Origin of the sequence: Agromyces sp. NPDC058126 (assembly GCF_042884595.1) — a bacterium.
Taxonomy (GTDB): Bacteria; Actinomycetota; Actinomycetes; order Actinomycetales; family Microbacteriaceae; genus Agromyces.
Map to the genome: position 1 here is coordinate 825586 of NZ_JBHVTS010000001.1, position 18334 is coordinate 843919.

Below are 18334 nucleotides of genomic sequence, written 5' to 3' on the forward strand. Positions count from 1 at the left end.
CTCAGAGCGGAACCTGCACCTGCTGCACGATGCCGCGCAGCACCTGGTCGACCGAGACGCCCTCGAGCTCGGCCTCGGGGCGCAGCTGCACCCGGTGGCGCCAGACCGGCAGCAGCATCGCCTGCACGTGGTCGGGGGTGAGGGACTCGAAGCCCGTGAGCCACGCCCAGGCCTTCGACGCGGCGAGGAGCCCCGTCGTGCCTCGAGGGCTCACGCCGAGTCGCATCGAGGGACTGCGGCGGGTCGCACGGGCGAGGTCGACGAGGTAGCCGAGCACGTCGTCCTCGACGCGCACTGCGGCGGCCGCCCGGCGCGCGGCCGCGAGCTCGTCGGCGCCGAGCACCGGCGTGACGCCCGCGGCGGCGAGGTCGTGCGGGTCGAAGCCGTCGGCGTGGCGGCGCAGCAGCGAGACCTCGGCCTCGCGCTCGGGCACGTCGAGGACGAGCTTCAGGAGGAAGCGGTCGAGCTGCGCCTCGGGCAGCGCGTACGTGCCCTCGTACTCGATCGGGTTCTGGGTCGCCGCGACCATGAACGGGTCGGGGAGCGGCCGGGTCACGCCGTCGGCCGAGACCTGGCGTTCCTCCATCGCCTCGAGGAGCGCCGACTGGGTCTTCGGCGGCGTGCGGTTGATCTCGTCGGCGAGCAGGATGTTGGTGAACACCGGGCCCTCCCGGAAGGCGAACTCCCCGGAGCGCGGGTCGTAGGCGAGGGAGCCGGTGACGTCGCCGGGCATGAGGTCGGGCGTGAACTGCAGGCGCCGCGTGTCGAGCTGCAGCGTTCGGCTGAGGGTGCGCACGAGCAGGGTCTTCGCCACGCCGGGCACACCCTCGAGCAGCACGTGCCCGCGGGTGAGCAGGGCGATGATGAGGCCGGTCACCGCGCCGTCCTGGCCGACGACCGCCTTGCCGACCTCGGTGCGGACGCGGTTCAGCGCGCGCCGCAGCTCGTCGTCGGGCGTGGCGGGCGCCGGCGCAGCGGTCGTCTCGTTCGCGATCGGGTCGGTCATGGTCGCCTTCCTGGGTGTTCCGCATCGTGCGGGGTGGAGGTCTCTGGTGCGAGTGTCGCACGCACGGCGCTCTCGAGGTCGTCGAGTTCGTTCGCGAGCCGCACGAGATCGCGGTCGCCGGCGGGCAGCGCCTCGACGAGCACGGCGCGCACCTGCCACGGGTCTCGTCCGGTCGCGGCGGCCGCGGCGGCGGCGATCTCGGAGACGTCGGCGGTGCGGGGCAGTCGCAGCGCCGCGGCGATGCGGGCGATCGCGCCGAGGCGCAGCTGGTCGAGCGCGTGCGGGCGGGCGGCGTTCCTGGCGTACAGGCGCGCGCGGCCCACGGCGGTCTCGCCCGCCGGGACGTGCACGGGGAGGTTCTCGACGACGAGCGGACCGAAGCGGCGCCCCCGCCAGACCCCGGCGACGACGGTCACCACGATCGCGAGCACGAGCACCGGGCTGACCCAGCCGGGGGTCAGCTCGCCGAGCGTGGGCGCCTGGTCGGGGTCGACGTCGAGCGGGCCGGGCAGGTACCACACGAGTTCATCGGATGCCCCGGCGAGCCCGATGGCGAGCGCCGCGTTGCCGCGCTCCGTGATGCGGCCGTTCTCGAACGGGGTCGACGCCCCGACGAGGACGATCCGGCCGTCGCCCGATGAGGGCCCCTCGGCGACGGCGAATCCGTACTCGCCGTCGCGGAAGCACCCCTGCCAGCCGTCGGCGGTCGCCTCGTCGTCGAGGGTGAACAGACGCTGGTCCGTCGAGAGCGCCCCGGCGTCCTCGGCGGCGGGGAGCTCGCACGCGACGTCGTCGAGGGCGCCGGAGGCCGCCCCCGCCATCCTCACGCCGGGGGCGAGCGCCTCGAGTGCGGTGAATCCCGGCTCGACGACGACGAGGCGATCGGAGAACATCGCGAGCCGGCTGAGCCGCTGCTCGTCGAGCAGGCCGAACTCGTCGAACACGAGCACCGTGGCACCGGACTTCGCGGCGGTGAGCGCGGTGTCGAAGTCGGCGGCGGGCTCGACCTCGACGCCGTGGGAGCCGAGGACCTCGACGAGGGCCTTGGCTCCGAGCGGGGCCGGGTTGTCGGCGCCGAGGCGCTGCCCCGCGCCCGAGGCCCCGCCGCGGAGGACGAGCAGCGCGATCGCGCCGAGCACGAGCACGACCGCGAAGACGATCCAGATGCGTCGGCGGCGGACGCCGGCGCGGAACGTCGGGGTGATGGCGGCGGCGGGCGCCGGTTCGACGGCGCCGGAGGGAGCCGCTGCGGAGGGCGGTGCCGCCGTCACCGGACGGCCCCCGCCGCCTCGATGGCCGCGTCGGCGTCGCCGGCCGGTCGCGTCCGAGCGAGCTCCGCCTCGAGTTCGCTCATGCGCTCGTACGCCGCCGCGCTGCCGGTCCCGCCCAGGTAGCGGACCCCGTCGAACTCGGCGGCGGCGGACGCGAGATCCTGATCGCGACCGGGGAACGGACGCGCGGCCGCGATCGCGAAGGCATGGGCGGTGGTGCCCGGGTGCACCTGCACGAGGTCCCGGTCGACCGCACCCCTGACGAGTGCGCGGAAGCGCTCCTCGATGGCGAGCGGCCAGTTGCCGTCCGATGCCGCGAGCTCCGCGGCGCGCCGGAGCGCCGCGAGATCGCGACGGTCGTCATCGTCGAAGAGCGGGACGGCGGCCGACCGTCGCCGACGGAGGCGGGGGGCGCCGAAGACCAGGAAGGCGACGACGACGATCGCGGCGACGACGAGGACGACGATGAGCGTCACGACCGGCGCGGGTACGCCGCCGGCGCCGCCGAGGAGGTCGGCGAACCAGTCGCGGACGGCCTGCATCGCGAGGTCGAAGGCGGTGGGCTTCGAGTTCTGGTACTCGGGCTTCGCGAGTTCGTCCTCGAGCCACCGACGCGCTTCGGGCGCGTCGGGGTCGAGCGGGGTCAGGACGAGCACCGTCAGCGCCGGGGCTGCCCGGGCTCGCCCGCCTCGGGCGGGGTCGGCCAGGCCGTCGCGGGCGGGGTCGGTGCCGGGGCGTGCTGCGTCCAGGCGGGGGCGGCGGGCGGCGGCGCGTACGGGTCGCCTGTCGGGGCCGCGCCCGCATCGCGCTGCTCGACGTGGCGGGCGAGCTCGAGGTCGAGCCCCTCGGTGCGCATGCGGAGGTCGATGTAGATGACGGCGACGAGCGCGCTCTGCACGACCGCGGTGATCGCGCCGATGAGCACCGAGAGCACGAGGGTGACCACGCTCGTCGCGACCGTGATGCCGATGGCGGCCCCCGAGCCGGTCGGGTCGATGATCGCGGCGAGGATGGTGCCGACGAGCGACACCGGCTGCACGACGATCTGCGCGGCCACGTTCAGGATGAGCCCGACGAGCAGCAGGGTGCCGAAGGTGCGCCAGAAGTAGCCGTTCGTGAGCCGCCACGACCGCCGGACGGCCTGCCCGATCCCGGCGTGCTCGAGCACGATGATGCTCGGCACGATCGAGAGCTTCGTGCCGAGCCAGGCGCCGAGGACGGCGAGCCCGAGCACTCCGATGATGGTGACGAGCACCGCACCGATCAGGGCTCCGGGCGAGGTGAGCGCGGCGACGACGATGATGCCGGTGAACACGGCCACGACGATGAGCAGCGCGAGGGTGACGAGCGCCGTCCACCCGAGCAGCGGCCAGATGCGGCGTGCGGCGCGCCGCCAGAGCGCCCCGAATCCGAGGCGCTCGCCGAGGGTCCCGGTGGCGACCTCGACGACCATGACGCCCTGCAGGAAGGCGCCGGCGACGAGCGTGAGGGCGACCGGGACGAGCATGAGCAGGAGGAAGGCGCCCACCCCGCCCGACATGACGGCGTCCATGTCTTCAGTGGCGGCGTTCTCGACGCGGGTGAAGATGAACACCATGAACGGCACGACGACGGCGAGCGTCGCGAGCGCCGAGACGAGCTGCACCACGAGCCCGCTGCCGAAGGTCGCGGCCGGGTTGCGGCGCAGCGCCTGGAACGGCGCCCAGAGCAGGGTGCCGAAGCTCAGCGGACGCAGCGGCAGGAGTCCGGGCTTCGGCGGCGGTGCCCAGGCCCCGGGCGGCGGCTGGAGCCAGGGCTGCTGCTGCTGCGGGGGCGGGCCGTAACCCGGGACGGGCGGAGCCGGGGGTGCGCCGTAGGGCGGCGGAGCCGGGGCATCCGGAGCCGAACCGCTCGCCGGACTGCCGGGCGCCTGCCAGTCGTGATCCGACACCTGTACGCACTCCTTCCGGCGGGGTGCCCCCATGCTCGCACATTCGGCCGACCCGCACGCCGACCGACTACGCTGGAGCGCACCAGACCGCGCCGCGTCGCACGGCACCGACACGGGCCGCGCCGCGTCGCACGGCACCGACAGGAATGAACGGGATGACTTCACGCGTACTCGTCGTCGACGACGACACGGCCCTCGCCGAGATGATCGGCATCGTGCTGCGCACCGAGGGCTTCGAGCCGGTCTTCTGCGCCGACGGCGCCGGCGCGCTCGCCGCGTTCCGCGAGTCGAAGCCCGACCTCGTCCTGCTCGACCTGATGCTCCCCGGCATGGACGGCATCGAGGTGTGCGGTCGCATCCGCGCCGAGTCGGGCACGCCGATCATCATGCTGACGGCGAAGTCCGACACGGCCGACGTCGTGAAGGGCCTCGAGTCGGGCGCCGACGACTACATGGTGAAGCCCTTCAACCCGAAGGAGCTGGTCGCCCGCATCCGCACCCGGCTCCGGCCCACCCCCGACCCGGTCGTCGCGACGCTCGGCATCGGCGACCTCGTGATCGACGCGGCCGGGCACGAGGTGCGTCGCGGCGAGACCCGCATCAACCTCACCCCGCTCGAGTTCGACCTGCTCCTCACCCTCGCCTCGAAGCCGCAGCAGGTGTTCACCCGTGAGATGCTGCTCGAACAGGTCTGGGGCTACCACTACAAGGCCGACACCCGCCTCGTGAACGTGCACGTGCAACGGCTGCGGGCGAAGGTCGAGCACGACCCCGACAACCCGCGCATCGTCATGACGGTGCGCGGCGTCGGCTACCGCGCCGGCGCGACGACCTAGGCGACGGGCCGGATGACCGAGACCTCCGCCACGGCGATCCCGCTCGCGGGCTCGTGGCGCGAGCTGCCGAGACGTCTGAACGCGCTCTGGCGCCGGTCGCTGCAGTTCCGCACGGTCGTCATCACCATCGCGCTCTCCTCGCTCGCGATCTTCGTGATCGGCCTGTACATCTCCTTCAGCGTGGCGTCGAACCTGTTCCAGAGCCAGCTCGACCAGTCGCTCGCCGCCGCGAACAACGCGACGGTGGCGGCGCAGCGCATCCTCAACTCCTCGGTCGCGGCCGACCGCGGCGCCCTGCAGAGCCTCATGTCCTCGACGGTGCGCACCGTGCAGACGACGTCGGGATCCAACTCGATCGTCTACTTCCGGGTGCCGACCGAGACGGCCGTGCGCGATGCGCCGCCCGACCGTGGCGATCCGCAGGTGAGCGCGGTCATCACCGACGAGCTGCGCGAGCGGGTGCAGGCCAACCCCGACGGGCAGTTCTGGCAGTCGGTCGCGCTCGAGAACGCCGACGGCGGCACCGACCCCGGCGTGGTGGTCGGCAGCACCCTCGAGGTGCCGAGGGTGGGCGACTACGAGCTCTACATCGGCTACGACTTCGCCGATGCCCAGCGGACCCTCGGGTTCATGCAGGCGGTCGGCGTGCTCGGCGCGATCGCGCTGATCGTGCTGCTCAGCGCGATCACGCTGCTCGTCGTGCGCTGGGTGATCGAGCCGATCCGCTCGGCGGCCGCGACGAGCCGGCGGTTGGCCGCGGGCGACCTCGGCGTGCGCATGCCCTCGAAGGGAGAAGACGAGCTGGCGACCCTCGCCGCCTCGTTCAACGGCATGGCCGACAGCCTGCAGGCCCGCATCCGCGAGCTCGCCGAGCTCTCGGTGATGCAGCAGCGCTTCGTCTCCGACGTCTCGCACGAGCTGCGCACCCCGCTCACGACCATCAGGCTCGCGGGCGACGTGCTGTACGGCCAGCGCGAGGACTTCCCCGGACCGACGTCGCGCACGGTCGAGCTCCTGCACACGCAGACCGAGCGTTTCGAGCGGCTGCTCGCCGACCTGCTCGAGATCAGCCGCTACGACGCCGGTTCGGTCGAGCTCACGACCGAGCCCACGAACCTCGTGCACCTCGCTGGCGACGCGATCGAGTCGATGCACGAGCTGGCGCGCGAGCGGGGCAGCGAGCTGCGGCTCGTCGCGCCGGGCGGCCATCTCGACGCCGACGTCGACCCGCGCCGCATCCGCCGCATCGTGCGGAACCTCCTCGGCAACGCGATCGAGCACGGCGAGGGGCGCCCGATCGTCGTGTCGGTCGACAGCAACCCGTCGGCGATCGCGCTGTCGGTGCGCGACTACGGGCTCGGCATGACCGAGGAGGAGAGCGCTCGCGTGTTCGACCGGTTCTGGCGCGCCGACCCGAGCCGAACCCGCACGATCGGCGGCACCGGCCTCGGCCTCGCGATCTCGCTCGAGGACGCGGTCGCCCACCGGGGCACGCTCGACGTGTGGTCGCGGCAGGGCACCGGCACCGTGTTCCGGCTGACCCTCCCGCGCGGCGCCGACGCCGAGGCGGTCGTCTCGCCGCTGCCGCTCGAGCCCGACGACGCGCACGCGAGCGGGCCGCCGCCGACGGGCGTCGTCGCCGCGGTCGACGTCGACGCGGGAGGCGAGCGCGGGGCGGCCGCCGGTCGTCCCTCGGATGCCACGGGGAAGGGGGTCCACGATGCGTAGACGTGCGCTCGGGGCCTCCCTCGCGCTCGCGATGGCGGCGCTGCTCAGCGGCTGCGTCGCGCTGCCGACCTCGGGGCCCGTCGGCGTCGGGAACCCCGATCCGGTGGAGGAGTCGGCGGAGCTCGACACGTTCATCCGTCCGCCGCAGGCCGGGGCGACGCCCGATCAGATCGTGCAGGGGTTCATCGAGGCCGCTGCGAGCCCGCGCGGCAACTACGCCGCCGCACGGGATTTCCTCACGGACGAGTTCTCGGCGGAGTGGGTGCCGGGCGCGGGCGCGACGATCGACGTGCTCGCCGACCGTTCGATCGAGGAGCCCGTGGTCGCCGACGACGCCGCCGAGACCCAGCTCTCGGTGGGGGCGACCCCGGCGGCGGAGCTCATGCCGAACGGCCAGTACGAGCTGCCGGACTCGACGGCGGAGGTCACGCTGCCGTATCGCCTCGAACGCGTCGAGGGGGAGTGGCGCATCTCGGAGGCCCCGGACGGCATCCTCATCGACGAGCTGACCTTCGGCGAAGTGTTCCGGCCGTACGAGCTCGCCTTCTTCGATCCCACCTTCCGCTATCTCGTGCCCGACCTGCGCTGGTTCGCGGGGCGCGACTCGGCCCAGACGAGCATCGTCCGGGCCCTGATCGCCGGGCCGGCCGAGTGGCTCGCGCCCGGGGTCGAGACGGCCTTCCCCGAGGGTGTCTCGCTCGAGACGAGCTCGGTGCCGATCGCCAACGGCATCGCGAGCGTCGAGCTCTCGGGGGCGTCGTTCGACGACGTCCTCACCGTGCAGCGCATGCAGGAGCAGCTCGACGAGAGCCTCGTGGGCGTCGTGCGCAACGTCGACGAGGTCGCGCTCGCGATCGACGGGGCGGTGCAGGACGTGCCGCCGCTCGACGACCCACCGGTGCACGACCCGCCCGTCGACCCGCGCCCGGTCGTCTACAACGGCGCCGCCTTCGGACACCTCGCCGCATCGGGCGACGAGATCGAGCCGATCGAGGACATCTCGCCGCAGATCGAGGGGCTCGCCCCGACGGCGGCCGCCGTCGGCCCCCGTGGCCAATCGGTCGCGGTGCGCAACCAGGCCGGCGTCTCGGTCGTGCTGCCCGGCGAGCCCGCCGAGGTGCGCGATCCGCGACAGGGACTGATCACGCCGGCCATCGACCCCGAGGGGGTCGTCTGGTCGGTGCCCGCGACCGCGCCCGGCGAGCTCGTCGCGTACCTGCCGAGCGGCGAGGAGCGCGAGCGCCCCATCCCGGTGCCGTGGTCCGGGTCGACGATCGCGGCGCTCGAGGTCTCGCGCGACGGCACCCGCATCATCGCCCTCCTGGGCGACGGGGTCCGCACCCGCTTCGTGGCGGCGTCGATCGAACGGGACGCCGACGGCATGCCGATCGCCCTCGGCCCCGTGGTGCTCGACCTGTCGGGGCTCGCCGGGACGCCGCGCGACGTGGCCTGGCTCGACGCCAACACGGTCGCGTCGCTGACCTCGCTGCCCGGCGGCGACACGCGTCTCGTCGTGGAGGAGCTCGGCGGCGTGCCCGAGACGATCGCGGGGCCCGAGGGCGGCATCCAGCTCGACGCCGGCAACGGAGAGCGCGACCTCCGGGTGCTCACCTCGGCGGGCGACCTCGACGTGCAGAGCGGCGTGGGCTGGCAGATCCGCGCGAGGGGCATCGAGTTCGTCGCGTCCCAGATGCCCGGCTGATCCGGCGGGCGCGTGCACGTCGCCGCGGCGACCGCTCCTCCCCGGCGGGCTCGCTCGGCCGCGACGTCGCCGATCGGTGCCCGCCGCGGCCGGTCCCGTGCGGGTGCGGGCAGACTCCGTGACGTGAACGCGTCTCCGGCCCTGCGCCTCGTCCGCGCCGCGGCGACCGCTCGCGATGCCGTCCTCGACGGCCTTGCGGTGCTCGCCCCCGTCGCCTGCGCGGGCTGCGGCGCCCTCGACCGCGCCGTGTGCGCCGGGTGCCTGGCCGCCCTCGCCCCCGCGCCGCGCACGGTGACCCGGTCGATCCCAGGCCTCGATTCACCGATCGTCGTGCACGCCTCGCTCGAGTACGCGGGCCCCGTCGCCGCGATCCTCGCCGCATTCAAGGACGGCGGGCGCACGGACGCCGTGCGGCCCCTCGCCCGCGCCATGCGAGCGGCCGTCGTCGCCGCGCTCGCCGACGCCGTGCCGGGCGCCCCCGTCGAGCTGTGCACGGTGCCCTCGACCCGCCGTGCGCTGCGCGAGCGGGGCTACGCACCCGTCGAGCTGCTGCTCGCACGCAGCGGCGTCCGTCCCGCCCGAGTCCTCCGCCTCGCGCGCGACCGCGCCGACCAGGCCGGGCTCGACCAGGCGGCGCGACGGGCGAACGCCGCAGGCGGGCTCGTCGCCGCCCACCGGCTCGACGGGCGGCGATTCCTGCTGGTCGACGACATCCTCACGACCGGGTCGACGCTCGCCGAGGCGGCACGCGCCGTGCGGTCCGCGGGCGGTTCGGTCGCCGGTTCCGCGGTGCTCGCCGAGACCCCGTTGCGTCACATTCGGCTCTCGGCGAACTCTGGGGAAGCGCCCCGTGACATTGACGGTCAAGCGGGCTACGGTGGCAGGACAGGCGTGGTCGATCCACCCTTCAGAACCGGGTGACACGCCGGTGAACGGAGGTCGTCATGGAACTGAACATCGTCGGACGAAACCTGGGGATCACGGACCGCTTCCGCGCCTACGCGACGGAGAAGTCCGAGAAGGTCACGCACCTGAATGACCGGGCCATCTCCCTCGACGTGAAGCTCAGCCGCCACAACGAGAAGAACGGCAACCCGGGTCTCGACCGCGTCGAGCTGACCCTGTTCGGCAAGGGGCCGGTGGTGCGGGCGGAGGCCGACGGCACCGACAAGTACGCGGCGTTCGACGTCGCGCTCGGGCGATTGCTCGAACGCATCAGGAGGGCGAAGGACCGGCGGAAGGTCCATCGAGGCGGCAACCACCGCCACACCTCCCTCCGCGAGGCCACCGACGCAGGCTTCGCCGACGTGGGCGTGCAGGCCGCGGCACCGGAGGTGCTCGAACGGGTGCGCACCGGCGCCATCCCCGTCGTGTCCGAGGCCGACGGGATGGAGGAGGACGAGGTCTACAGCCCCGTCGTGATCAGGCGCAAGGTCTTCGCGTCGACGCCCATGACCGTCGACGACGCGCTCTACTTCATGGAACTCGTGGGACACGACTTCTACCTCTTCGTCGACGCCGAGTCGAACCGCCCGAGCGTGGTCTACCGCCGCAAGGGCTGGGACTACGGGCTCATCGGCCTCGATGAGAACTCCGACGCCGTGCTCGACAGCCCCGTGACGAAGGGGCGCGAGCCCGTGGCATCCTGACCTGACGCATGCTCTGAACCGGCGACCCCGCTCCGTATCGCACGATGCCGAGCGGGGTCGCTCAGGCTGCGGCCCACTAGCATGGCTATGATGACCGCTGGACAGGCGGCAGTGGGCGCCGCCGCCACCCGAGGCGGGCACCGACGACGCAGCGCCCGATGAAACACAGGAGAACATTCGTGGCTTCGATTCTTGAAAAGGTCCTCCGCGTCGGCGAGGGCCGAACCCTCAAGCGGCTCGAGAACTACGCGTCGGCGATCAACGCCCTCGAAGAGGGCTTCCAGGCGCTCAGCGACGAGGAGCTGAAGCACGAGACCGTCGAGCTTCGCGAGCGCTACGCGAGCGGCGAGTCGCTCGACGACCTGCTGCCCGAGGCGTTCGCCGCGGTCCGCGAGGCGTCGCGTCGCACCCTCGGCCTCCGGCACTTCGACGTGCAGCTCATGGGCGGCGCGGCCCTCCACCTCGGCAACATCGCCGAGATGAAGACCGGTGAGGGCAAGACCCTCGTCGCGACGACCGCCGCGTACCTCAATGCGCTCACGAGCCGCGGCGTGCACGTGATCACGGTGAACGACTTCCTCGCGAGCTACCAGTCGGAGCTGATGGGCCGCGTCTTCCGCGCCCTCGGCATGACGACCGGATGCATCGTGGCGGGCCAGACCCCGCAGGTCCGCCGCGAGCAGTACGCGGCCGACATCACGTACGGCACGAACAACGAGTTCGGATTCGACTACCTGCGCGACAACATGGCGTGGCAGGCCTCCGACATGGTGCAGCGCGGTCACTACTTCGCGATCGTCGACGAGGTCGACTCGATCCTCATCGACGAGGCGCGCACCCCGCTCATCATCTCGGGCCCCGCCTCGGGCGAGGCGAACCGCTGGTTCGCCGAGTTCGCGCGGCTCGCCGGCCGGCTCGTTCCCGGTGAGGACTTCGAGGTCGACGAGAAGAAGCGCACGGTCGGCGTGCTCGAGCCCGGCATCGAGAAGGTCGAAGACTACCTGGGCATCGACAACCTCTACGAGTCGGCGAACACCCCGCTCATCTCGTTCCTCAACAACTCGATCAAGGCCAACGCACTGTTCAAGCGCGACAAGGACTACGTCGTGATGAACGGCGAGGTGCTGATCGTCGACGAGCACACCGGCCGCATCCTCGTGGGCCGCCGCTACAACGAGGGCATCCACCAGGCGATCGAGGCGAAGGAGGGGGTGCAGGTCAAGGCCGAGAACCAGACCCTCGCCACCGTCACGCTGCAGAACTACTTCCGCCTCTACTCGAAGCTCTCCGGCATGACGGGTACCGCCGAGACCGAGGCGGCCGAGTTCATGTCGACCTACAAGCTCGGCGTCGTGCCCATCCCGACGAACAAGCCGATGGTCCGCATCGACCAGTCCGACCTCGTGTACAAGAACGAAGAGGTCAAGTTCGCCCAGGTCGTGGAGGACATCGTCGAGCGGCACAAGCAGGGCCAGCCCGTGCTCGTCGGCACGACGAGCGTCGAGAAGAGCGAGTACCTCTCGCGCCTGCTCGCGAAGAAGGGCGTGCGGCACGAGGTGCTGAACGCGAAGAACCACGCCCGCGAGGCCGCGATCGTGTCGCAGGCGGGCCGTCTCGGCGCGGTCACCGTCGCCACGAACATGGCCGGCCGCGGCACCGACATCATGCTCGGCGGCAACGCCGAGTTCATCGCCGTGCAGCAGATGCACGAGCGGGGCCTCTCGCCGGCCGAGACGCCCGACGAGTACGAGGCCGCGTGGGACGGCGTGTTCGAGGCCGTCAAGGCCGAGGTCGACGTCGAGGCCGAGAAGGTGCTCGCCGCCGGCGGTCTCTACGTGCTCGGCACCGAGCGCCACGAGTCGCGGCGCATCGACAACCAGCTGCGCGGCCGCTCGGGCCGTCAGGGCGACCCCGGTGAGAGCCGCTTCTACCTGTCGCTGACCGACGACCTCATGCGCCTCTTCAACGCCGGTGCGGCCGAGAACCTGATGGCGCGCGGCGTGCCCGACGACGTCGCGATCGAGTCGAAGGTCGTCTCGCGGGCGATCCGCTCGGCGCAGTCGCAGGTCGAGGCGCGCAACGCCGAGATCCGCAAGAACGTGCTGAAGTACGACGACGTCCTCAACCGCCAGCGCGAGGCGATCTACGGCGACCGCCGTCACATCCTCGAGGGCGACGACCTGCACGAGCGCACGCAGAAGTTCCTCGAGGACGTGATCGACGAGGTGCTCGCGCAGCACACCGCCGAGGGCAACCCCGACGAGTGGGACTTCGACGCCCTCTGGACCGAGCTGAAGACCCTCTACCCGGTCGGCATCACGATCGACGAGGTCGTCGCCGAGGCGGGCGAGAAGGGCCGCGTCAACCGCGAGTTCGTGCGCCGCGAGATCCTCTCCGACGCGAAGCTCGCCTACCAGCGCCGCGAGGAGCAGCTCGGCAGTCCGGCGATGCGCGAGCTCGAGCGCCGCGTGGTGCTCTCGGTCATCGACCGTCGCTGGCGCGACCACCTCTACGAGATGGACTACCTGAAGGACGGCATCGGCCTGCGCGCGATGGCCCAGCGCGACCCGCTGGTCGAGTACCAGCGCGAGGGCTTCGCGATGTTCCAGCAGATGATGGGCTCGATCCGCGAGGAGACGGTCGGCTTCCTTTTCAACCTCGAGGTCGAGGTCGCACCGCAGGGCGGTACGGGCCCGACGATCGAGGCGAAGGGCCTCGGCCGGCAGAGCGCCTCCGACGACAAGCTCAGCTACACGGCGCCGAGCGACTCGGGCGGTGTCGAGGTGCGCAACCAGCGCGGTCAGGTGCAGCAGGCCGCGACCCAGCGTGCGCGTCGTGCGGTCGCCGAGAGCCAGGCGCCGGCCGCCGAGCCCGAGCGCGGCGCCTTCGGCCAGCGTGCGGGCGGCGAGGTCGCCCCGCAGAACCGCTCGGAGCGTCGCGCCCAGGAGCGCAAGGGGCGCTAGTCCCCGTCGACGTCCGCGGCCCGCGAGTTCCCTCCGAACTCGCGGGCCGCGCTCGTTCCCGAACACGGGTGCCCACGAGTGACGTGCGCCCCGTACGATCGGAGGATCGCCCACTCGAGGAGGAGCCATGGCGTCACGACCCGATGATGCGGCCGCGCTGCGTTCGGACACGATCCACGAGACCGGCGAGGCGGTGATCACCGGGGTCGGCAGCGGGATGCTCCGCGGCTCGCGTTCTGGCGGCATCGCCCGGTTCCTCGGGGTGCCCTACGCGGCGGCGCCGTTCGGGCCCCTGCGGTTCGCCGCCCCCGCGCCGCACCCCGGATGGTCCGGGGAACGCGACGCCACGCGCCCCGGCGCCACTGCGCCGCAGGCGCCCTACGGCGGCGGCCTCGAGCGGGTGCTGCCGAGCGTCGAGGTGGCCGGTGACGAGATCCTGAACGTGAACGTCTGGGCGCCCGAGCCAGGGGACGCCGATCCGACGCCCGAGCCCGACGGCGTCGCCGGGCCGCAGGCCCCGGCCGGCGGGCGCGCGCTGCGGCCCGTGCTCGTCTGGGTGCACGGCGGCGCGCTGTCGCGCGGCGCGAACGCCCTCGACAGCTACGACGGCAGCACGTTCGCCCGCGACGGCGTCGTCTTCGTGGCGATCAACTACCGGCTCGGCTCAGAAGGATTCTCGGTGCTCGAGGGGGCGCCACTGAACCTCGGACTCCTCGACGTCATCGCGGCCCTCCGCTGGGTACGGCGCGAGATCAGCGCGTTCGGCGGCGACCCCGGGCAGATCACCGTCGCCGGGCAGTCCGCCGGCGCCTCGCTCATCGCCGCGGCGCTCGCGCACCCCGACGGGAAGGGCCTCGCCGACCGGGCCATCCTGCAGAGCGGACCGCTCGCCGCCCGACCGCGCGAACGGGCGGGTCGCATCACCCGGCTGATCGCCAAGGACCTCGGCATCGCCGCCGAGCGCGACGCCTTCGCCTCGGTCGCGCCCGACGAGCTCGTCGCCGCGCAACTTCGGGTCACCGCCGGCACGACCCCCGTCACCGGAGGCCCGGGCTTCGCGCTCGCCGTCGGCGAAGGGCTCGCCGACCCCGAGGTCGTGCTCGGGGCGGGAGCCGCCGACGCGATCCCCGTGCTCATCGGCTCGACCCGCGAGGAGGCACGGCTCTGGCTCGAACCGACCGGCCTCACCGCGCGCATCAGCGCCCTGCACCTCGCCGCGGCCCGGCTCAGCTTCAAGATCCGCGGCGCGACCATGCGCGTCTACCGGCGGAACAGGCCCGGCGCGAGTCGTGGCGAGCTGTTCGGAGCCCTCGCCACGGACCTCCTGCTCCGGCTTCCGATCAACCGGTTCGCCGACGCCCGCCTCGGGCGCGGCGCCGCGACGTGGGTGTACGAGTTCGGCTGGTCGAGCCCGCGCCTCGGCCTCGGTGCTGCGCACTGCATGGAGCTGCCTGCGGTCTTCGACCGGCTCGACGCCGCCGACGCGCTCGCGCTCACCGGGGGAGCCGCGCCCGAGTCGCTCGCCGGCGAGATGCACGGCGCATGGGTCGCATTCGCCACGCAGGGCGACCCGGGATGGGAACGCTGGACGGCCGACCGGCCGGTGCGCACCTTCGACGCGCAGACGCGCACCGTGCTCGCGCCCAGGGAGGACGAGCGAGCCTGCTGGGACTGAGCCCCAGGCTGCTCAGAGCACGCTGACGGCGCTCGCGCGCCAGCGCCGGTCGAAGCCCTCGAGACGGATCGCCACCGCTCGAGAGCGCGCACGCTGATGCACCAGCACGACCGCCTCGACGACACCCTCGGCGGGCTCGTGGAGGTGGACCCGACCGATCGCGAACGTGGGGCGCTGCGCCTGCTGGCCCTTGACCCGGCGGGCCCTGGCCGCGAGCACGACCCGCTTCGACAGGGCGCGGTAGACGTCGTCGGTGACCCAGCGCGCCAGCTGCTCGAGGTCGCGAGCCCCGGCGAGCGACTCGAGGACGCAGTGGGTGAGGTTGCGCAGCAACGGCTCGGGGTCGGGGAGCTCCGAGCTCCGCGTCGGCTGGCGTGCGAAGTAGTCGTCGTCCAGCTCGAGGTGGCGGGCGGCACTGCCCTGCACCGCGGCCGTTCGGGCGGCAGCGGCATCGCGTACGGTCATCTTTGCTCCAGTAGGGCTGGGAGTCGCCGTTCGGGCAGCGACGAGGCTCACCCCCCGAGAGGGGGACAGAAGTGACTCACTGGAGTGAAATTTAGGCAGGGCGTCGGATCGTGTCAAGAGATTTCTCCGCCTGTGGAGAATTCGGGCGTCACGGGGCGTCACCCGGTAGCGTCGCTGCATGCGATGGGACCTGCTGTTCGACGACCTCGAGTCGCAGCTCGATCGCGAGCAGCACGACGAGCAGCGAGCACTCGCGCTCGAGGAGGAGCGCCTCCGGCTCGGCCGGCTGACGTTGCGCGATCGACTGGCCGCCATCGCGCGTGCGAGCGACGCCGGGGGAGCGGGCGACGAGCTCGTGCGCCTCGAGCTGCAGGGCGGAACGGTGCTGGGCGTCCGTCCGCTCGGGTTCGGCCGCGACTGGATGAGCGCCGAGATCCGCCATCACGGCCGGCCGGTCGAGCAGTGCATCGTGCCGCTCTCGGCGGTCGCCGCGATCCTGCCGGGCCGCGGTCAGCTCGATCCGAGCCTCGCGGTGCTGCCCGAGGCATCCGTTCGACTGGCCGAGCGCATCGGACTGCCCTTCGTGCTGCGCGATCTCTGCCGTCGGCGCACCGCCGTGCAGCTCACCACGATCGACGGCACCGCGCACGGCACGATCGACCGGGTTGCGCGCGACCACCTCGACCTCGCACTCCACGAGCGTGGGAGCGCTCGCCGCGAACGCGAGGTGTTCGGCTACCGCATCGTCCCGCTCGCGCGCCTGCTCCTAGTGCGGTTCGACTGAGTCGCTCGGGTCAGTCGACGGGGCGGACGCGACCGCTGCGGGCCCCTGAGAGCTCGGTGACGTTCGCGAACTCGCCCTCGTTCCACGCCACCCCCACGCGGGTCTCCTCGTACTGCAGCTCGATCCAAACCTCGAGCTGGGCGCGCTCGATGCGCCACGGCCCGGAGGTGCCGACCCGGATCGCCGGCAGCTCGCCGCTGCGGATCAGCTCGTCGACGGTCGCGACGTCGACGGCGAGGATCTCGGCCGCGTCGGCGATCGTGAGGAAGCGGCCGATCTCGCCGCCCGAACCGGGTGAGGTCATGTCTCGATTATCGACCCGATGGCAGTGCCCACGGGGGAGCCCGAGCCACTGTGGATAACTTCGGGACGTTCGTCGCGGTTCGGGCGACCATGGGTGCGGCGCACCCGCGCCGACGACAGAAGGCAGGACCGATGACCGCTCGCAGCCGGGCCGAACGCGGAGCCTTGAGGCTCGACCCGAGGCTCCTCATCGGGCTCGTGCTCGTCGCGGGGTCGACGTTCGGCGTCTGGGCGCTCGTCTCGGGCCTCGACGACACGGTCGAGGTCTACGTCGCACGCGACACGCTCACGCCGGGCGCGGTGCTCGAGCTCGAGGCGCTCGACGTCGCCTCGGTGCGCCTGGGCGCGAGCGAGCAGCACTACCTCCTCGTCGAGGGGGCACCCGAGTCGGCGCTCGTCGTCGCGCGCACCGTGCGGGCCGGGGAGCTCGTGCCGGTCGCCGCCGTCGACGACACCGACCGCACCGGCCTGTCCACCGTCGTGGTGCCGAGCCGCGGCCCGCTGCCGAGCGGGCTCGAGGCCGGGTCGCGGGTCGACGTCTGGTCGGCGAAGGCGACCGAGCGCAGCGGTTTCGAGGCCCCCAGGGTGCTCGTCGGCGGGGCCGAGATCGCCGCACTCGTCGAGGAGGCGGGCATGATGGCCTCCGAGGGCACCTCGGTCGAACTCCTGATCCCGCGCGAGAAGGTCGCCGCGCTGCTCGAGGCGCTCGCCGCGGGCGACGCGATCGATCTCGTCGCGACGCGATCGGCGGGCGACTGAGATGGCGCGCCTCGCGCTCGCACTCGACGCCGCCACCGAGGACCGCCTGCTGCCCGACCTCGTCGAACACGGGCACGCGGTGGTCGCCCGGCTCGTCGGATGGCGTGATGTCGTCGAGAGCCTCGACGTGCTCGCGCCCGACGTCGTGCTCGTCGGAGCCGGGCGGGGCACGCTGAGCGCCGAGCTGCTCGCCGCCTGCGACGAACGCGGAATCCGCCTCGTGGGGGTCGCGGCGAACGATTCCGAGCGCGCGCACGCCGGTGCACTCGGGGTGCACGAGCTCGTCGAGGCCGAAGCCGAGTGGGCCGCCTTCGAGACGCTCGTGAGCGGCGGGGTCGCCGTGCCCTCCCGCCTCGGCGGGCCGGGCGACGGCGCATCGCCCAAGGCCGCGGTCATCGCCGTCTGGGGTGCGGCCGGGGCGCCCGGCCGCACCACCGTGGCGGTCAACGTCGCCGCCGAGCTCGCTGCGGCGGGGCACCGTGTCGCTCTCGTCGACGCCGACCCGTACGGCGGCGGCATCGCCCCCGTGCTCGGACTCCTCGACGAGACGCCCGGATTCGCTGCGGCGTGCCGGCTCGCCGGCGCCGGCGCGCTCGACCGCGCCGAACTCGAGCGCATCTCGCAGCGCTACTCGTCGCCGCGCGCCTCCTTCGACGTCTTCACCGGGCTCGTCGGGCCGAGCCGCTGGCCCGAGCTCTCGCACGAGCGCGTGACGAGCGCGCTCGCGACGATGCGCGAGCACGTCGAATACCTCGTGATCGACACCGGGTTCAGCCTCGAACGCGATGAGGAGCTCACGAGCGACCAGTTCGCGCCCCGGCGCAACGCGGCGACCTTCGCCGCGCTCGACTCCGCCGACCGTGTGATCGCGGTCGGCCTCGCCGACCCGGTCGGGCTCTCGCGCCTGCTTCGCGGTCACGACGAGCTCGGGTCGCTCGTCGACGCCGAGCGCATCGACGTGGTCGTCAACCGGGTACGGCAGAGCGCGCTCGGCATCGACGCGCACGCGCAGGTCCGCCAGACCCTGCGCCGATTCGCCGGGATCACCGACGCCGTGCTGCTGCCGCACGACGGGCGGGCCGCCGACGCCGCGATCCTCCGTGCGCGAACCCTGCGGGACGCTGCGGGGCGGGCACCCCTTCGCTCGGCGCTCCGTGCGTACGTGCTCGGCTCGATCCTTCCCGCACCCGAGCCGGCCCCGCGGCGTCCCCTCGCGCTGCCACTGCTCCGCCGTGCTGCGGCAGGCTGACGCATCCGCGCACT

General features: G+C 72.9%; 16 protein-coding genes. 10 read left to right on the forward strand and 6 right to left on the reverse strand.

Going from position 1 to position 18334, the window contains the following annotated elements:
* Position 1: 1 nt before the first annotated feature.
* From ACFVTR_RS03635 to ACFVTR_RS03650, 4 genes are read right to left on the reverse strand one after another with little or no spacing between them, the layout of a single operon-like run.
* Positions 2–1006 carry an AAA family ATPase gene (locus ACFVTR_RS03635; protein ID WP_387034820.1) on the reverse strand — a complete coding sequence of 335 codons (1005 nt, stop codon included), beginning with the start codon at positions 1004–1006 and terminating at the stop codon, positions 2–4.
* Positions 1003–2277: a DUF4350 domain-containing protein gene (locus tag ACFVTR_RS03640; RefSeq protein WP_387034822.1), complete on the reverse strand. Its 1275-nt coding sequence runs from the start codon at positions 2275–2277 to the stop codon at positions 1003–1005. Before ACFVTR_RS03640 ends, ACFVTR_RS03635 begins: the two co-directional genes overlap by 4 nt.
* The gene (locus ACFVTR_RS03645; protein ID WP_387034824.1) at positions 2274–2933 is read right to left on the reverse strand and encodes a DUF4129 domain-containing protein; all 660 of its coding nucleotides are present in this window, start codon (positions 2931–2933) and stop codon (positions 2274–2276) included. The genes ACFVTR_RS03640 and ACFVTR_RS03645 overlap by 4 nt, the downstream gene beginning before the upstream one ends.
* Positions 2934–2935: 2 nt before the next feature.
* Positions 2936–4207, reverse strand: coding sequence for a hypothetical protein (locus tag ACFVTR_RS03650; protein ID WP_387034826.1), 1272 nt, complete (start codon positions 4205–4207; stop codon positions 2936–2938).
* Between the two features lie 155 nt (positions 4208–4362).
* On the opposite strand from ACFVTR_RS03650, the gene mtrA reads away from it, so the two are divergent.
* From mtrA to ACFVTR_RS03685, 7 genes are all read left to right on the forward strand, one after another.
* Entirely contained in the window at positions 4363–5043 is a 681-nt protein-coding gene (mtrA, locus tag ACFVTR_RS03655; protein WP_157422484.1) for an MtrAB system response regulator MtrA, read from the forward strand.
* Positions 5044–5055: 12 nt separating this feature from the next.
* Complete coding sequence (mtrB, locus tag ACFVTR_RS03660) at positions 5056–6771, forward strand: MtrAB system histidine kinase MtrB (protein ID WP_387034829.1); 1716 nt, start codon at positions 5056–5058, stop codon at positions 6769–6771.
* Positions 6764–8473: an LpqB family beta-propeller domain-containing protein gene (locus ACFVTR_RS03665; RefSeq protein WP_387034831.1), complete on the forward strand. Its 1710-nt coding sequence runs from the start codon at positions 6764–6766 to the stop codon at positions 8471–8473. The genes mtrB and ACFVTR_RS03665 overlap by 8 nt, the downstream gene beginning before the upstream one ends.
* Positions 8474–8596: 123 nt before the next feature.
* A complete protein-coding gene (locus ACFVTR_RS03670) occupies positions 8597–9394 on the forward strand; it encodes a ComF family protein (RefSeq protein WP_387034833.1) in 798 nt (265 codons plus the stop codon).
* A gap of 23 nt (positions 9395–9417) precedes the next feature.
* Complete coding sequence (hpf, locus tag ACFVTR_RS03675) at positions 9418–10122, forward strand: ribosome hibernation-promoting factor, HPF/YfiA family (RefSeq protein ID WP_376941034.1); 705 nt, start codon at positions 9418–9420, stop codon at positions 10120–10122.
* Between the two features lie 179 nt (positions 10123–10301).
* On the forward strand, positions 10302–13085 hold the full coding sequence (gene secA, locus ACFVTR_RS03680) for a preprotein translocase subunit SecA (RefSeq protein WP_387034836.1): 2784 nt from the start codon (positions 10302–10304) through the stop codon (positions 13083–13085).
* Positions 13086–13212: 127 nt separating this feature from the next.
* The gene (locus ACFVTR_RS03685; protein ID WP_387034838.1) at positions 13213–14760 is read left to right on the forward strand and encodes a carboxylesterase/lipase family protein; all 1548 of its coding nucleotides are present in this window, start codon (positions 13213–13215) and stop codon (positions 14758–14760) included.
* Positions 14761–14772: 12 nt separating this feature from the next.
* Here the strand turns inward: ACFVTR_RS03685 and ACFVTR_RS03690 are convergent, their stop codons facing one another.
* Positions 14773–15225 (reverse strand): Rv3235 family protein, encoded by a 453-nt coding sequence (locus ACFVTR_RS03690; RefSeq protein WP_387034840.1) that lies wholly within the window; start codon positions 15223–15225, stop codon positions 14773–14775.
* A 178-nt stretch (positions 15226–15403) separates the two neighbouring features.
* On the opposite strand from ACFVTR_RS03690, the gene ACFVTR_RS03695 reads away from it, so the two are divergent.
* Positions 15404–16009 (forward strand): hypothetical protein, encoded by a 606-nt coding sequence (locus ACFVTR_RS03695; protein WP_387034842.1) that lies wholly within the window; start codon positions 15404–15406, stop codon positions 16007–16009.
* Between the two features lie 10 nt (positions 16010–16019).
* Here the strand turns inward: ACFVTR_RS03695 and ACFVTR_RS03700 are convergent, their stop codons facing one another.
* The gene (locus ACFVTR_RS03700; protein WP_387034844.1) at positions 16020–16313 is read right to left on the reverse strand and encodes a helix-turn-helix domain-containing protein; all 294 of its coding nucleotides are present in this window, start codon (positions 16311–16313) and stop codon (positions 16020–16022) included.
* A gap of 131 nt (positions 16314–16444) precedes the next feature.
* Here ACFVTR_RS03700 and ACFVTR_RS03705 point away from each other — a divergent pair, with 131 nt between their 5' ends.
* A complete protein-coding gene (locus ACFVTR_RS03705; RefSeq protein WP_387034846.1) occupies positions 16445–17071 on the forward strand; it encodes a hypothetical protein in 627 nt (208 codons plus the stop codon).
* 1 nt (position 17072) lies between these two features.
* Positions 17073–18320 carry a CpaE family protein gene (locus ACFVTR_RS03710; RefSeq protein ID WP_387034848.1) on the forward strand — a complete coding sequence of 416 codons (1248 nt, stop codon included), beginning with the start codon at positions 17073–17075 and terminating at the stop codon, positions 18318–18320.
* Positions 18321–18334: the final 14 nt, after the last annotated feature.

Excerpts from the sequence above, each read along its gene's own strand:
- ACFVTR_RS03695 (WP_387034842.1), top strand. The coding sequence starts at position 15,404 with ATGCGATGGGACCTGCTGTTCGACGACCTCGAGTCGCAGCTCGATCGC.
- ACFVTR_RS03705 (WP_387034846.1), top strand. The coding sequence starts at position 16,445 with ATGACCGCTCGCAGCCGGGCCGAACGCGGAGCCTTGAGGCTCGACCCG.
- ACFVTR_RS03685 (WP_387034838.1), top strand. The coding sequence starts at position 13,213 with ATGGCGTCACGACCCGATGATGCGGCCGCGCTGCGTTCGGACACGATC.
- mtrA (WP_157422484.1), top strand. The coding sequence starts at position 4,363 with ATGACTTCACGCGTACTCGTCGTCGACGACGACACGGCCCTCGCCGAG.
- hpf (WP_376941034.1), top strand. The coding sequence starts at position 9,418 with ATGGAACTGAACATCGTCGGACGAAACCTGGGGATCACGGACCGCTTC.
- ACFVTR_RS03690 (WP_387034840.1), bottom strand. The coding sequence starts at position 15,225 with ATGACCGTACGCGATGCCGCTGCCGCCCGAACGGCCGCGGTGCAGGGC.
- ACFVTR_RS03635 (WP_387034820.1), bottom strand. The coding sequence starts at position 1,006 with ATGACCGACCCGATCGCGAACGAGACGACCGCTGCGCCGGCGCCCGCC.
- mtrB (WP_387034829.1), top strand. The coding sequence starts at position 5,056 with ATGACCGAGACCTCCGCCACGGCGATCCCGCTCGCGGGCTCGTGGCGC.
- ACFVTR_RS03710 (WP_387034848.1), top strand. The coding sequence starts at position 17,073 with ATGGCGCGCCTCGCGCTCGCACTCGACGCCGCCACCGAGGACCGCCTG.
- ACFVTR_RS03665 (WP_387034831.1), top strand. The coding sequence starts at position 6,764 with ATGCGTAGACGTGCGCTCGGGGCCTCCCTCGCGCTCGCGATGGCGGCG.
- ACFVTR_RS03700 (WP_387034844.1), bottom strand. The coding sequence starts at position 16,313 with ATGACCTCACCCGGTTCGGGCGGCGAGATCGGCCGCTTCCTCACGATC.